Below are 15,312 nucleotides of genomic sequence, written 5' to 3' on the forward strand. Positions count from 1 at the left end.
GATCTCCTCGATCAGACGGTAGGTGCATAGTAAGGATAGGCTTGCCTAACCAGTTAATGCAAGCGTGGTCTGCAGGCGGTGTTGGCGAGTGGCGCCTACGAGCGCCTGCCCAGCGGAATCACCATGGGTGAACCAGACACCGGGTCGTCGATGATGCGGGCTTCGAGCCCGAAGGCTTCGAGCATCCGTTCGGCAGTAACCACCTCAGCTGGAGTGCCCTGCGCGATGATGCGGCCCTCGCACATGAGGATCATGTGGTCGGCGTAGCGGGCAGCCAAGCTGAGCTCGTGCAACACCATGACAATTGTCGTGCCACGTTCGCGATTGAGGTCGGCGAGCACATCGAGGGCGTCGAGCTGGTGGCGCACATCCAAGAACGTAGTGGGCTCGTCGAGCAGCAGAATGTCGGGATCCTGGCTCAGCGCCATCGCGATCCAAACCCGCTGGCGCTGGCCTCCCGAAAGTTCCTCGATGCGTCGCGCTGCCAGCTGGGCGGTGTCGGTCGCTTCGAGCGCGTGTTCGACAGCTGCCTCATCCGCTGCTGACCACTGCTGAAACCAGCCCTGATGCGGGTAGCGCCCGCGAGCCACGAGATCTCGGACCGTGATGCCCTCCGGCGCAATCGGCGACTGCGGCAAGATACCCACCACTTGCGCGATCTCCTTCGATGGCACCGAGTGGATGTCGCGGCCATCAAGCGTCACGTGGCCCGATGCTGGTCGCAGCAACCGCGACAGTCCGCGCAGCAGTGTCGACTTGCCACAGGCATTGGCGCCCACAATCACGGTGACCTTGCCGTCGGGAATCTCGACACTCAAGTTCGACACAATGTCGCGGCCACCGTAGTTGAGCGTGACCTTCTCGGCACACAGCACGTGGATCGGGCGGTTCTGGGGTGCGTCTGCCGGGGGTGCGTCAGTCTGGGTCACGATGCACGTCCTTCGCGGTTAGTGGTGGAGATGAGCCACAGCAGATACGGGGCGCCCACGATGCCGGTGACGATTCCCGTCGGCACTTGGGTTCCCGCAGTGAGCAAGTGTTGAGCAACAAAGTCGGCGCCGAGCACGAGCACGATCGCCACGAGCGCACTCGGCACCAGCGCGAGGCCTCCCCCGCGCACCATCCGGCGCGCGATCGGCGCCGAGACGAAGGCGACGAAGGCGAGCGGCCCCACGAGTGCTGTCGCGACAGCGACGAGGGCGACGGCCACGACGATGAGGGCAAGCCGCGATCGTTGCACCGAGACCCCCAGACCTGCAGCAAGATCATCGCCGAGCTGCAGCATCCGGAGCTTGGAGGCAAGAACGGCCACCGCGGGGAGCAAAATGGCAAGGCTGACGGCCATGATGAGGATGTCGTCCCAGCTCGCACCGCCGAGCCCGCCCACCATCCAGACGAGGGCTTGCTGCGCGTCGCGCACATCGCCGCGGGTGATGAGATAGCCGATCACGGATTGCGCCATGAACGCGATGCCGACCCCGATGAGTACGAATCGCATGCCGTTCATTCCTGAGCGCCACGACAGCAGGTAGATCGTTAACGCCACGAGCAGAGCGCCGACGAGGGCGGAGAGCGAGACGATCAGACCGGTCGCGCCGAATACGAGCAGGCTGAGGACGGCCGCGACGCTGGCTCCCCCACTGATTCCGATGATGTCGGGGCTCGCGAGCGCATTGCGCAACAGGCTTTGAAACAGCGCGCCGGCGAGCCCGAATGCGACCGCCACTAGAATCGCGAGCAGCACCCGTGGCAGTCGCAGCTTGAACACGATGAACTGGTCAGAGGACGTGCCGCCGCCGAAAAGAGTCACGAGCAGGTCGGGAAGCGAGAGCGTATATGCCCCGACCGCAATACTGGCGAGAGCAAGCGCCACGGAGACAAGGATGAGGACGCCTGAGATGCGCCGCGTGCGGGTCACAGCCCGGCCAACTTCACTCGGCGCACAAGCGCGATCATCACGGGAGCACCGATGATGGCCACCACGAGGCCAGCCTCGAGTTCGGACGGCGAGACGACTAGACGCCCCACAATGTCGGCGATGAGCAGCAGGCTAGGGCCGACGATCGCGGAGACGGCGATGATCCAGCGGTAGTCGGGGCCCGTGAAGGGGCGCACGATGTGCGGCACCACGAGGCCGACGAACACGATGGGGCCGGCGAGCGCGGTGGCGGATCCGCAGAGTAGAACAACGGCTCCGGCGGCGACCGCACGTGCAACGTAGACCCGCTGGCCGAGGCCGCGAGCGAGGTCGTCTCCGAGGGCGACGAGGTTGAGCATCCGCCCCGAAATGATCGCGAGCAGCGCACCAGCGATGACGAACCCGATCGTGAGACGCACGGCTTCGAGGTCGCGGCTGGCGAGCGATCCGACGGACCAGAAGCGGAAGGTGTTGAGGGTGTCGGTGTCGGAGATGAGCACGAGAGAGATCACGGAGGTGATGCCGGCGGTGACCGCTGTTCCGGCAAGCACAAGCTTGACCGGTGTTGCACCTTCTCTGCCGAGGGAGCCGATCGCGTAGACAATGGCTGCAGCGCCCGCAGCTCCGGCGAAGGCGAACCAGATGTAGCCGGTGGGGTTAGTGATCGAGAGCACGCTGATCGCGAAGACCACGGCGAGCGAGGCCCCGGCGTTGACGCCGAGAAGCCCAGGGTCGGCGAGCGGGTTGCGGGTGACGCCCTGCATGACAGCCCCGGCGACTCCGAGCGAGAGCCCTGCGAGCAAACCGACGATCGTGCGCGGCAACCGCAGTTCGCGAATCACCAGTTGGTCATTGTTGCCCGTCTCGGGATCGAACAGCGCTTGCCAGATCTGCGAAAACTCGACGCCGCGCGCGCCGAGCGCGAGACTCAGCACGAGCACAATCGCGAGCAAACCGAGGGCAGCGCCGAGAGTGATCCAGCGTTGGGTGCGCAGGCTCAGTCGTGCACGCGAAGCCGAGGCGGTCTGGGTCATGGTCGGGTGTGGTGGTGCGAGCTACTGCGCTTCGGACTTGCCAAGACGCCAGTACCCCATGAACGCAACCTGCTTGCGGTCAACGCCCGTCTCGCTCACGAGAAAACGGCGCAGCATCTTGATGACGCAGGCCTCGGCAGCGAGCCACGCGTAGAAGTGTGTTCCGGATGCTTCGCCCGGCGAATCCCAGAGAAGTTCGATATCCACGTCGATGTCACCGAGTGGTTGCGCCGCTGGCGCGAGTGCGGGCAACACGAGTGACGCGTTAGCTTTCGTCCACGCCCGAACGGCGGGGTCGAGCGCGGAGCCTGCGGGCTGCGTTCCCCGCGGTAGCCACGTGACGTGGCAATTGCTGGGGAGGCTCAGCGGCGGCTGGTCTGCGGCATCCGGAATCTCGATGAAAGCGTGAGCTTGCACGCTGGGGTCGAGGCGCTCGAGGATGCTGCAGATGGCGGGCGCAGAAGTTTCGTCGCCGGCGAGAAGTACGGTGCGGGCGGGGCCGGGGTGCCAGTCGATGCCGATGCCCGAGTGGATGCTCGCGGCGTCGGGCCCGACGATGATGACCTCGTCGCCGACCGCCGCGTTCGCCAGCCACTGACCAGCGGGGCCATTAGCGCCGTGGAAGACCATGTCAACATCGAGCTCGCGGAGCTCGGGGCGCACGGCACGAATCGTGTAGGTGCGGAACGGGTTGCGCGCCTCGTCGGGCAGCGCACGCCAGCGGGCGTACCAGGTACCGTCAGCAATCGTCTGCGGATCGGTAGCGCCGATGTCGCTGAGACCGATGCCCGGCAGCGGAAGAACGATCTTGATGCGCTGGTCGAAGCCGTCAGTGCCGAAGGTCGCGAACTCAGCGCCCGTGAAGGTGACGCGCCTAAAGTGGGGCGATAGTTCGCGGATGCTCTCAACGCGGGCGGCGAATGGTCGATAGCCCGGTCGGGCATCCTTCGCGATCTCGCGGTCTAAGGTAAGCATTGCCTAAGTATGGCATACCTAACCTGAAGCGAAAAGGTCTAGAACTCAGGTGGCCCGTCGTAGGGGGCGTCGTCATCCGAGTAGAACGGGATGTCGTCTTCGTCGCCGGGAACCGGGGTTGCTGTGGCCGGAGCCGGGCGTGACGCGGCCGGGCGCGAAGCCGCAGGGCGTGCAGTCGCCGGACGCGACTGACGCGCCGGCGCGGCGGGAGCCGCCGCGAACGCGGGTACGGCACCGGCAGCCGCGCCACTTCCGGCTTCGAGCTCACCCGATCCGCCCGCCACAACCGCAAGCACCGCAGCGCCGTAGGTGTCGAGCTTCTTCTGGCCGACACCGCTGATCTCCGAGAGCTCAGCCAACGACTCTGGTTTGGTGACGGCAATGCCGCGCAGCGTGGCATCCGCGAACACCACGTAGGCGGGAACACCGTTGTCGCGCGCAACACCGGCACGCCACGACCGCAGGTTCTCGAAGAGGTCGGTTGCCGAGGCCGGCAGGTCCGTCATGACCTTGCGCTTAGCGGCACCGCCGCCAGCACCCGAACCGCGAGCCTTGCGCGGCGCTTCCTTGCGCAGCTTCACCGTGCGCCCGCCGCTCAACACCGATGCGCTCTCGGGCGTAATCGCGAGCGTGCCGTACTCCCCCTGCACCGTGAGCAATGACTGCGCGAGCAACTGGCGAACGACCGAGCGCCAGTCTTGCTCCGAGACATCCGAACCGATGCCGAAAGTCGCCAGATCATCGTGGCGTTGCTGCGTAACCCGCGGCGTGGTCTTGCCGATAAGGATGTCGACCAGGTGCCCAGCCCCAAACTTTTGGTTGCGCTCGCGCTCCAACCGCACAATCGTGGACATTAGCTTTTGGGCCGCGACAGTGCCATCCCACGACTCGGGCGGAGACAGGCAGGTGTCGCAGTTACCGCACGCCGTGGACTCTTGACCGAAGTAGCCGAGCAACTGCACGCGGCGGCACTCCACGGTTTCGCACAGCGCGAGCATCGCATCGAGGTGCGCGCTCAGGTTGCGACGGTGGGCCAGGTCGCCACCCGACTGATCGATCATGCGGCGCTGCTGCATGACATCCTGCAGGCCGTAAGCAAGCCATGCGGTTGCAGGCAGACCGTCACGGCCGGCACGACCCGTTTCTTGGTAGTAGCCCTCAACGCTCTTGGGCAGGTCGAGGTGCGCCACGAAACGCACGTCTGGCTTGTCGATGCCCATGCCGAAGGCGATCGTGGCGACCATCACCATGCCCTCTTCGCGCAAGAAACGACTCTGGTTGCTGGCCCGAATTCTGGAGTCGAGACCCGCGTGATACGGCAGCGCGGGGATGCCGTTCTCCACCAAGAACTGCGCCGTCTTCTCGACCGAGGCCCGCGATAGGCAGTACACAATTCCCGCGTCACCCGAGTGCTCGGTGTTGAGCAACGTGAGCAATTGCTGCAGCGGCTGCGCCTTCGCTTCAATGCGGTACTGGATGTTGGGCCGGTCAAAACTAGAAACGAACTGCGTAGCGTCGGTGAGCTTCAGTCGCTGGGCGATCTCTTTGCGAGTGGCTTCCGTCGCCGTCGCGGTGAGCGCGATGCGCGGGACGCTTGGCCACAGGTCATGCAACACATCGAGCTGCAAGTAATCGGGGCGAAAGTCGTGGCCCCACTGCGACACACAGTGCGCTTCGTCGATGGCGAAGAGCCCGATCTGACCCTGCTTGAGAAGGTCGACGGTGGACGAGACGCGGAGGCGCTCGGGCGCGAGGTAGAGAAGATCCAGCTCACCAGCCCGGTACGCGTTTTCGACGCGACTGCGCTCGTCGGCGGACTGGGTGGAGTTGAGGAACTCAGCACGGGCGCCCACGGCGGCCAGGGCATCCACTTGATCTTGCATCAAAGCGATCAGCGGGGAAATAACAACGCCAGTACCCTCGCGAACGAGCGCGGGAATTTGGTAACACAGCGACTTGCCGCCACCGGTAGGCATGAGCACAAGGGCATCACGACCCTGCACGATCGTGTCGATAATCTCGCCCTGCTGCCCCCGGAACGAGTCGTAACCGAACGTGGACTCAAGAACAGACTGGGCAGACACCATGCCGAGAAGTCTAGGCGCAGCCACTACCATTGGCATGATTAGTCCCCATAGCGACAGGCGCCATGTTCACCGTATTTCTTGGGCTCTCGAGCGCGCTCACTTTCGGCGCCGCTGACTTCTTCGGCGGTATTGCTGCTAAGCGAATTAGCCCCATTTTGGCCACCGCTGTCGGAGCCCTTGCTGGCCTCGCCGCACTGGTGCTGATCTTTCCGTTCGTTCCCGCCGTGTGGTCGACCGAAGCTGTTCTTTACGGCGCGATCGCAGGCGTCAACAGCGCGTTTGCGATCGGCCTGCTCTACGCCTGCCTCGCAATTGGGCCCATGAGCATCCTCTCCCCCGTGACCGCGGTGATGTCGGCGATCGTGCCGGTGACCGTCGGCCTGCTGCGCGGAGAGTCGCTCGGCGCCTTCGGTCTCGTTGCGATTCCGATCGCGCTCATCGCGGTGGTACTCGTCGGCTTCGTGCCCGAGAAAGGCGCCGTGCGCCCGAGCGCCAAAGCACTGATCATGGCGGTCGGTGCGGGTGCGTCGATCGGTCTGTTCTTTGTGATTCTGGATGCCGCTCCCGACGACTCCGGCATCATCCCCGTTGTCGGCAACCGCGTCGTCAATGCGCTGCTCATGTTCGGCTTGTTCTTTGCGCTGGCAGCGCTCGCCAAGCGCAAACGAGCCGGAGCGCCCGCTCCCGCCCGCTCATCCCTCTGGCGTCGCGGACTCTACTTCGCCATGATCGGCGGCACCCTCGATGTGATGGCCAACATGGCGATCATCACGGGCGTTCGCATCGGCGACCTTTCGGTCATTGCGGTGCTCACTGCGCTCTACCCGGCCGGCACGGTGCTGCTGGCGGCCATCGTTTTGCGCGAGCGCATTGCTCCCGTGCAATACGTGGGTATTGCGCTCGGCATCGCCGCGAGCGTGCTGCTCGTGGTGGGCGGCTAGCGCCTCACCAAGACATTGGCCCGCTCGGCCCTTCGACCGGCTACCCCTTCGTTGAGCCCGCGAGCAGTCCACGCACGAAGTAGCGCTGCAGTGCGAAGAACACGATGAGCGGCACGAGGATCGAGATGAAGGCACCGGCGGTGAGCAGGTTCCAATCCTGACCACGGCTACCGGTGATCTCTGCCAGCAGTTTGGTCATCGGCGCGACCCGGCCGTCGGCGAAGACCAACGCCACCAGGAGGTCGTTCCAGACCCACAGGAACTGGAAGATCGCGAACGACGCGATTGCCGGCATCGTGAGCGGGAGAACGATGCGGAAGAACACTTGGCCGTGGCCAGCGCCATCTACTCTCGCTGCCTCAATGAGCTCGGAAGGAATCTCTGAAACGAAGTTGTGGAGCAAGAAGATCGCCAGCGGGAGCGCGAAAATTGTGTGAGCGATCCAGACCTGCGAATAGGAGTTCGAGGCGCTGAGGCTCGAGAACAACTCGATGTCTCCGATCGAAAGCCCACGAGAGAACAGGCTGAGCAGCGGCACGAGCGCCATTTGCAGCGGCACGATCTGTAGCGCGAAAACGCCAATGAAGATCCAGTTGCGACCGGGGAACTTGATCCACGCAAAAGCGTAGGCCGCGAGGCTAGCGATCACGAGCGGGAAGATCGTGGCCGGCAACGTGATGGCGATCGAGTTGATGAAAGCGCCCGCGAGGTTCAGCGTGCTGTTTCCCGCCGCCAATACCTCGGTGTAGTTGTTGAGTGTGAAGCCAGGGTTTTGGAAGATCGTCCACCAGCCGTTACGGAGAATCTCCTCCGGCGGGCGAAGGGACGACACGAAGAGACCAAAGGTCGGCGTGGTCCACAGCACGGCAATCACGAGCGCGGCGATGGTCGCACCGCGACTCGTGAGCCGCTTCTTGGTGCGGGTGGCGGCGCCCTGCTTTTCGCCGCGGGCCAGTTGCTTCTTGGTCTTCTTGTTCAGCGGAAGCTTCGCGGGCACTGTCGCGGTCATCGGATCTCCCTCTGCTTAGCAATCTGTCTCGCGTTGTAGATAACAATCGGCAGCACCATGATGAACAGCACCACCGCGAAGGCCGCAGACCTACCGACTTCAAAGCCCTGCCACTGCGAATACATCTCGTTGGCGATAACGCTGGTCTCGTTGGCGCCGGCGGTCATGGTGCGCACAATGTCGAAGACTTTCAGCGAGGCAATAGAGATGGTCGTCAGCACCACGACGAGCGAGCTGCGGATGCCCGGCACCGTGACATTGATGAAGCGCTGCCAAGCATTGGTTCCGTCAAGCTCCGCAGCCTCAAGCTGCTCGGCGGGAACCCCCTTGATAGCGGCCGAAAGGATCACCATGGCGAAACCGGTCTGAATCCAAATGAGCACGACGATGAGAAAGAAAGTGTTCCATGGTGAATTGGAGATCCAGTCCACCGGCTGCCCGCCCATCCAGACCACAATCTGATTGAGGAGACCGATCTGCTCTTGGTCTGCGGGGCGCACCGCGTAGACGAAGCGCCAGATGATGCTCGCTCCCACGAATGAGATAGCCATCGGCATGAACACGAGAATCTTGAAGATCTTCTCGCCGCGCGACTTATCAATGAAGACGGCATAGGCGAGGCCGAAGATGGTGGAGACCGTTGGCACGATCAGCACCCACACGACAGTGTTGAGAACGGTGCGGATGCCGGTGTCTTGAGTGAAGATCCAAATGAAGTTTTCGAGGCCCACGAATCGTGTACCGCGGCTATTCATGAACGCCTGAATCGTGGTTTGGATCGTCGGATAAATGAGGCCGATCGCGAGCAAGAAGATCGCCGGGCTCATGAAGCCGACGAGCTGGAAGAGGTAGCCGGCGCCTTGCTTCGAGCGGTAGTCCAGGAGGAAGAACAGCCCGCCAAACACGGCTGCTGCGCCAGCGGCCCAGTAGACCGAGCCGAGCGCTAAGAAGATGAGGGTCGGGAAGAGCACGCAAGCCGCGGCACGGATGATCGTGTACTTACGGCCACTGCGGGGCGCGATCTCAATGAAGAAGATCAACAGCGCGATGACCGCGAAGAACGCCAGCAGCACGAGGGGAATCTGAGCGAGCGCGGGAAGCGTGGATATCCACGCGAGAAAAGCTGACATTAGCGACCTTTCGAGTGCATCACTGGACTCATCACTTCACTGGCAATTCTGCTGTGTTGACTCTACCGAGGAATCGTCACGAGGGGGAGAAAAGAAAGCGTGGGCGGGAGGCAACATCATCCCGCCCACGCTCACCGTTGGACGGTGTTACTCAGACGGCCATGATGCATCGATGGTCGAGAGCACTTCTTCTGTTGACTTGCCGTTGATCCAGTCGACCATGCCGGTCCAGAACGATCCGGCACCGACAACACCCGGCATCAGGTCGGAGGCGTCGAAGCGGAACGTCGTGTCTGGGTCCTGCAGAATCGTGATTGCTTGCTGCAAGATCGGGCTGCTGGCGCTCTCCGGGTCAAGGCCGTTGTTGGCGCTGATCACACCGCCGAGCTTGACGCGAGTGTTAGCCCACTCGGCGCTGGAGAGGTATTCCTGAACCGCGATGGTGTCTTCGTCATTGGAGAAGGCTCCGACGATCTCCCCACCACCGGTAACAGCGTTGCCACCGGCTTCAACGGACGGCGTTACGAAGGCCCAGATGTCAGCATCCGGTCCGACCGTGGCGTTTCCGTTCTTGGGGTCCTGAATGAACCCGTCGAAGAAGGATGCCTGGTGGTGCAGTGCGCACGAACCGTCGCCGAGGGCGCGAGCCGGGTCGCCGAACGGCGTGGAGTTGATCGACTTCACGTCACCGAATCCGGCATTCACGAAGTCCGGGTTCAGGAGGATGTCGCCCACGGAATCGAACGCAGAGACAATCGCGGGGTCGGAGAACGGAATCTCGTGAGAGACCCACTGGTCATAGACGTCGGGACCAGCTTCGCGAAGCACGAGGTCTTCTACCCAGTCGGTTCCGGGCCAGCCCGTTGCGGCATCCGAACCGAAGCCAGCACACCACGGTGCGGTTCCGGTCTCGTCAGCGATCGTTTGGGTGAGTGCGAGCAGTTCGTCCCAGGTTTCAGGGACTTCGACACCCCACTCGGCAAACTGCGACGGTGAATACCAGACGAAGCCCTTGACGCTGGCCATAAGCGGAGCACCGTAGAGAGTGTCACCGGTTGTGCCGTAGGCAGCCCAGTCTTCTGACCAGTACTCTGCGACGTTGGATGCGACGCCTTCAGGCGCCGGCTGAATGTAGTCCCGCGACGCTAGGTCAGCGAGGAGTCCAGGCTGCGGGAAGATTGCGATGTCCGGAGCGTTTCCACCCTGAGCGCGGATGCTGATCTGCGCTTCGAACTCTTTGCTCGATTCGTACTGAATGTCGATGTCATTCGCTTCTTCCCAGTCAGCCCAGGATTCTTCGAGAAGTTCGGCTTCAGTGTCGGCGATGGTGCCGTAGATGGTGACTACGCCATCCGCTTCACCAGCATCACCGGGACCGCCAGTGCCACTGGTTCCGGAGGCGCAGCCCGTGAGAACCATGCTGGCAACGCCAAGAGTGGCGATGGGCAGCAGGGCCCGTCGAAAGTTGTGGGAAATCATACAAATCCTCCTCGTCGAGGTTTGCCCGCAGACCGAGCAGCGTGCGGGGGAACAACTGCAGTTCTGAACGTGCTCACCGCGTGCGGCGCGAGAGAGCGTGTTCACGACTTACGCTAAGCGACGACCGCAAGATTATGCAAGCGCTTGCGCTACAGAGTTGTCTACTGCAACACGAATGAGACCTGAGCCCCCGATTGCGTTGCACTTATCGGCAAGGTAGGCAACTTTGACTAAGGCTCGGCGCGGGTGTTGACTGGCGATATGGATCAAGGATTAGTAATCGACTGGACACAAATGCCGACCTACAACACGATCATGGCGGTGGCCGCCGGTGCGGGTCTGCTCAGTCTCGTGTTATTCGCCCGAAAGCTGATGGCGGGTGACGACACCGAGTTCCGTGGCCACGCCATGAACTTCGGCGTACTGGGCCTGATACTCACGATCACGGGCACGCACATGACCCTGACGTGGCCATTCGCCACCTATTTCCCCTTCGACAACATCATCTTCGGTGAGCCGAGTCTCGCATTCGGTATTCTGCTGCTCGCAGCGAGCTTCGTGCTCTGGCGTCGAGCGTCGGTGCTCGAAGAGTCCAAGGATGCCGCGCGCGCGGTTGCTCGAACGGCCGAGCCCCTCGGCGTTCTCATCTTCGGTCTCGGACTCGCGCTCATTGCGATCGCGTTCGCCGGAGTAATTTTTCAGCTCTTCGTCGCGCCACCAGAAGAACCGATCTCTGGCTACTTCTCGAAGTGGCCCTATGTCGAAATCATCTTCATGTCTGGGCTCTTCGCCCTCGTCGGAGTCGGCGCACTGCTCTTCCCGTTCGCCGCTCGCAGCTTCACCGTGCGCAGCACACCAACGAAGGTTCAGTGGGTCACCGGTGTCGCGCTCGCGCTTGGCGGCGTCGCGTTCTTGCTCTTCGGTGCCCTCAACTTCTTCACCCACATCGGCCTCATCGTCAACACGATGGGCTAACGCCGCGAGGGCCGCATCGCCTATGCGATGCGGCTGCCCCGGGCCAGTTTTGCCGCAGGAGTCTTGGTGCGAGCCCACGCCCCAACGAGTAGAGCACCCGCGAGAACGAGGTGAGTTGCAAGCCCCACGGCCCAGCTCGGAGTCGTGGACTCGATCACGCTGCGTGCAGTGGGGGAATCGGGATACTGGTCGGTCTCTCCGACGACGCAGGTATTGGCATAGCCATAGTCCTGCGGAATCTGAGCCATTCGAGTTGTCAATTTGAAGTAGCCGAAAAGGTCTGTCGGCTGATCGTTCGAGTCGAAGGTTGTCGGAACGGCATCCGCCAGAATCACGTAGGGGTTTGCCGCTAACGCGCCCCAGAACAGATCGAAGCGCGGCGTGTGGTACTCGAACTCCTCGGGTTCGGAGCACGAAACTATCGTGCCGGAACTGTCGTATTCCATGCCATAGCTCGCGGTCTGAGTCGCGGTACTTTGCAGCGCCAACCCGCCAAGGGTGAACGCGATGATCGTGCCGACGCTCAAGGCAGCCACAACGAGGTACGTCACCACAATCGAGAACAACGGGCGCGACATGAGCCCCGAAAGCCCCACCCCGACCGCGGCAACGACCCCCAGTTCGACCGCTAGCACGACGATCGACACGATGATGGTGCTCGCACGAAGCTGCCCAGCGAGAGCTGCGTAGACGAGAAACGGAATAGCCGCCACCAAGAACGCGAGTGCCGTAATCCAGGCCGAAAGAAACTTGCCGACGATCAGTTGACCAGTGGTGATGAGCGTCACTTGAGTGGTGGCGAGAGTACCGGCATCCCGATCGCCGTTAATCGCGTTGCCGCTCAAGGCAGGTGCCACGAGCGTGCCCAACAGCAGAACGAAATAGATCACGGTGGAATAGACCCCCGCGGCGCCGTTGTCTACGCTGCCGAATCCGTACAGGGCGAACGACAGCAGCACCGTCACGATCAAGATGAGCGCGACGAAGACCGCAAGCAGGATGTACCAGCTCGTCGTGCGCACACGCTGGCGCAGTTCGAGTGAAAGAATCACTCCGACACCGGAGAAGAACGGGCTCATTTGCTCTCCTCCGAACTCAAGTCGATAAAGGCATGTTCGAGATCGCCCACAGCTGGCGCAAACGTGCTGATCGCAAGGCCCGCTCCGACCAGTCGAGCGAGAAGTTCGGATGCCGCCGCTTCGCCGTCGAGCGCCACGAGTAGTTCGGTGCGATCGGTCGCAATCGCAGCATTCGCGATGCCGCCCGCAATGAGTGCCGCCCGCAGAGCCGTCACGTCGCTCGCGCGGATGCGCCAGGGGCGAGCCGTTGCGCGACTGCGCGCCAGCGCTTCAGCAGACGCCGTTACGCCCTTCGAGAGATAGACGGCGCCATCAGCCATCTCGTCGAGTTCTGAGAGAACATGACTCGAGACAACGAGAGTCTTGCCCTCGGAGGCGAGCCTGCGAACAAGAACGCGCAACTGGGCGCGCGCAACGGGATCAAGACCCGAAGCAGGCTCATCGAGCAACAGCACTGCAGGGTCATGCACGAGTGCACGGCCAAGATTGAGCCGTTGCTTCTGCCCTCGCGAAAGAACGCGGGTGGGGCTGTCGGCCAGGTCATTCAGGTCGACGAGCGTGAGGACCTCCGCCGCGCGAGCGGCCGCCGTAGCTTTGTCCATCGCGTACATGCGCGCCGCGTAAGTCAGAGTGTCACGCACGCTAATGGTCGCCCACGACCCGAGCACGTCGGGCATCCAGCCGAGCCGTGAGCGCACCGCGGCCGTTTCGCCGAAAGGGTCATAACCGGCGATACGAATGCTGCCGGCATCCGGCTTGAGCAGTGACGCCAGCATCAGCATGAGAGTGGTCTTGCCAGAGCCATTAGGCCCGATGAGGCCGGTGACGGTTCCGGGGATGGCGACGAAACTCGCGTCGCGCACCGCGTGAACAGCCCCAAATGATCTGGCGACGTTCTCGACGTCAATGCCAGCGAACTCGGGGGCGGTCTGCGATAGCTCGGTGCTCACCATAAGGTTGAGCATAACTTACGGATGCGATGCAATGAGAGAGCTGCAGAACCAGACGCGTCAGTTAATAAGCGGGCCGTCACTAAATGTAGATCGCGGGGTCGGTGTAGCCGAAGTCATCGAGAGGGGCCTTCGTGCCACGCTTGGGTCGCGCGACGGCAGGGGCTCCGACGAGGAGAGAGTCGGCGGGAGCATCCGCAACGACAACCGCACCGGCGCCCACAACGGAGCCAGAACCGACGGTGATGTCGCCCAGGATGGCGGCGCCGGCACCCACAACAATGTCGCTGCCGAGCGTGGGATGGCGCTTGCCACCCTCAGAACTCGTGCCGCCGAGAGTGACGCCGTGATAGAGGAGAACGTCGTCGCCCACGATGGCGGTCTCGCCTATAACGACGCCTGAACCATGATCAATGATGACGCGGCGACCGAGTTGGGCCGCGGGATGGATCTCTACGCCCGTCAAGAAACGAACGTACTGGGAGACCACGCGGGCAAGAAAGTATGCCCGCGCGGTCCACAACCAGTGCGCAAACCGGTAACCCCACACGGCGTGCATTCCCGAATAGGTGAGCCAGATCTCGAAGGATCCGCGGGCAGCCGGGTCGCGGCGGCGCACAGCAGCAATGTCTTCACGAGTTCGAGCAAACAATAGGAAAATCCGTCGTTAGTGGTGGTTAGCGGCGCTGAGTTGGGGTAACTCGGTCGTAGTCGACGAGCCCTTAGTCGACGAGGTCTTCGTACAGAAGAGTCGACAGGTAGCGCTCACCGAAGCTCGCAACGATAACGACAATGGTCTTGCCGGCGTTCTCGGGGCGCTTGGCCAGTTCGAGAGCCGCGTGAACGGTAGCTCCCGAGGAGATACCGGCGAGGATGCCCTCTTCGGCAGCAAGGCGGCGAGCCATGGTGACGGACTGCGTGATGTTGACGTCGAGAACCTCGTCGTAGACATCCCGGTCAAGAATTTCGGGCACGAAGTTAGCGCCGATTCCCTGAATCTTGTGGGGGCCGGGAGCTCCCCCGTTGAGGATGGCCGACTCTTCGGGCTCAACCGCAACAACCTTGATCTCGGGGTTCTGCTCCTTCAGGAAGCCACCAGCACCGGTGATGGTTCCACCGGTTCCGATGCCGGCAACGAAGATGTCGACCGTTCCGTCGGTGTCGTTCCAGATCTCGGGGCCCGTGGTGGCACGGTGAATCGCGGGGTTGGCAGCGTTAGCGAACTGCTGAGCGGCGACAGCGCCCTCAGTGTTAGCAACGATATCGGCAGCCTTCTCGACTGCGCCGCGCATACCTTCGCCAGCGGGCGTAAGCACAAGCTCAGCACCGAAGGCGCGCAGCAACATGCGGCGCTCCTTGCTCATGCTCTCGGGCATCGTGAGAACAACACGGTAGCCGCGAGCAGCACCGACCATGGCGAGCGCGATACCGGTGTTTCCACTGGTTCCCTCCACGATGGTTCCACCGGGCTTCAACGCACCGGCCTTCTCAGCGGCGTCGATGATCGCAACACCGATGCGGTCCTTCACACTGGCCGAAGGGTTCTGGAATTCAAGCTTCGCAAGCACCGTCGCGCCAGCGCCCTCTGTTACTGCGTTTAGCTGAACGAGAGGAGTGTTACCGACAAGTTCGGTGATGTTCTTATAGATACGACTAGCCATGATTCAGAGGTTCCTTCGTGGGTCGGAGATCGATGGGAGCTTGCTCACCATAGTTAGTAGCAATCAACGCGCCA

Annotated in this window: 14 protein-coding genes; 2 read left to right on the forward strand and 12 right to left on the reverse strand. The window is 62.6% G+C overall.

What is annotated here, in order from left to right:
* Positions 1–95: 95 nt before the first annotated feature.
* Genes ACWTV1_RS06430 through recQ form a run of 5 tightly spaced genes read right to left on the reverse strand, consistent with a single transcriptional unit; the run spans position 96 to position 6,014 of the window.
* On the reverse strand, positions 96–881 hold the full coding sequence (locus tag ACWTV1_RS06430; RefSeq protein ID WP_498505041.1) for an ABC transporter ATP-binding protein: 786 nt from the start codon (positions 879–881) through the stop codon (positions 96–98).
* A 44-nt stretch (positions 882–925) separates the two neighbouring features.
* On the reverse strand, positions 926–1,918 hold the full coding sequence (locus ACWTV1_RS06435) for a FecCD family ABC transporter permease (RefSeq protein ID WP_498504567.1): 993 nt from the start codon (positions 1,916–1,918) through the stop codon (positions 926–928).
* Positions 1,915–2,952 (reverse strand): FecCD family ABC transporter permease, encoded by a 1,038-nt coding sequence (locus tag ACWTV1_RS06440; protein ID WP_498504568.1) that lies wholly within the window; start codon positions 2,950–2,952, stop codon positions 1,915–1,917. Before ACWTV1_RS06440 ends, ACWTV1_RS06435 begins: the two co-directional genes overlap by 4 nt.
* A 21-nt stretch (positions 2,953–2,973) precedes the next feature.
* Entirely contained in the window at positions 2,974–3,927 is a 954-nt protein-coding gene (locus ACWTV1_RS06445) for a siderophore-interacting protein (protein ID WP_498504569.1), read from the reverse strand.
* Positions 3,928–3,965: 38 nt separating this feature from the next.
* Complete coding sequence (recQ, locus tag ACWTV1_RS06450; RefSeq protein ID WP_498504570.1) at positions 3,966–6,014, reverse strand: DNA helicase RecQ; 2,049 nt, start codon at positions 6,012–6,014, stop codon at positions 3,966–3,968.
* Positions 6,015–6,076: 62 nt separating this feature from the next.
* Here recQ and ACWTV1_RS06455 point away from each other — a divergent pair, with 62 nt between their 5' ends.
* A complete protein-coding gene (locus ACWTV1_RS06455) occupies positions 6,077–6,955 on the forward strand; it encodes an EamA family transporter (protein ID WP_498504571.1) in 879 nt (292 codons plus the stop codon).
* 40 nt (positions 6,956–6,995) lie between these two features.
* Here the strand turns inward: ACWTV1_RS06455 and ACWTV1_RS06460 are convergent, their stop codons facing one another.
* From ACWTV1_RS06460 to ACWTV1_RS06470, 3 genes are all read right to left on the reverse strand, one after another.
* Positions 6,996–7,964, reverse strand: a complete 969-nt coding sequence (locus ACWTV1_RS06460; protein ID WP_498504572.1) for a carbohydrate ABC transporter permease — start codon at positions 7,962–7,964, stop codon at positions 6,996–6,998.
* Positions 7,961–9,094, reverse strand: coding sequence for a carbohydrate ABC transporter permease (locus tag ACWTV1_RS06465; protein WP_498504573.1), 1,134 nt, complete (start codon positions 9,092–9,094; stop codon positions 7,961–7,963). The genes ACWTV1_RS06460 and ACWTV1_RS06465 overlap by 4 nt, the downstream gene beginning before the upstream one ends.
* A gap of 147 nt (positions 9,095–9,241) precedes the next feature.
* A complete protein-coding gene (locus tag ACWTV1_RS06470; protein WP_498504574.1) occupies positions 9,242–10,573 on the reverse strand; it encodes an ABC transporter substrate-binding protein in 1,332 nt (443 codons plus the stop codon).
* Between the two features lie 261 nt (positions 10,574–10,834).
* On the opposite strand from ACWTV1_RS06470, the gene ACWTV1_RS06475 reads away from it, so the two are divergent.
* Entirely contained in the window at positions 10,835–11,548 is a 714-nt protein-coding gene (locus ACWTV1_RS06475) for a DUF981 domain-containing protein (protein ID WP_498504575.1), read from the forward strand.
* A 20-nt stretch (positions 11,549–11,568) separates the two neighbouring features.
* On the opposite strand, the gene ACWTV1_RS06480 is transcribed toward ACWTV1_RS06475, so the two are convergent.
* The 4 genes from ACWTV1_RS06480 to cysK form a co-directional block, all read right to left on the reverse strand.
* Complete coding sequence (locus tag ACWTV1_RS06480) at positions 11,569–12,627, reverse strand: ABC transporter permease (RefSeq protein ID WP_498504576.1); 1,059 nt, start codon at positions 12,625–12,627, stop codon at positions 11,569–11,571.
* Positions 12,624–13,580 carry an ABC transporter ATP-binding protein gene (locus ACWTV1_RS06485; protein ID WP_498504577.1) on the reverse strand — a complete coding sequence of 319 codons (957 nt, stop codon included), beginning with the start codon at positions 13,578–13,580 and terminating at the stop codon, positions 12,624–12,626. Before ACWTV1_RS06485 ends, ACWTV1_RS06480 begins: the two co-directional genes overlap by 4 nt.
* A 79-nt stretch (positions 13,581–13,659) precedes the next feature.
* Positions 13,660–14,229 (reverse strand): serine O-acetyltransferase, encoded by a 570-nt coding sequence (gene cysE / locus ACWTV1_RS06490; protein ID WP_498504578.1) that lies wholly within the window; start codon positions 14,227–14,229, stop codon positions 13,660–13,662.
* Positions 14,230–14,299: 70 nt separating this feature from the next.
* Complete coding sequence (gene cysK / locus ACWTV1_RS06495; protein ID WP_498504579.1) at positions 14,300–15,238, reverse strand: cysteine synthase A; 939 nt, start codon at positions 15,236–15,238, stop codon at positions 14,300–14,302.
* Between the last annotated feature and the right edge of the window lie 74 nt (positions 15,239–15,312).

This window comes from Salinibacterium sp. VpJ6 (assembly GCF_059767345.1).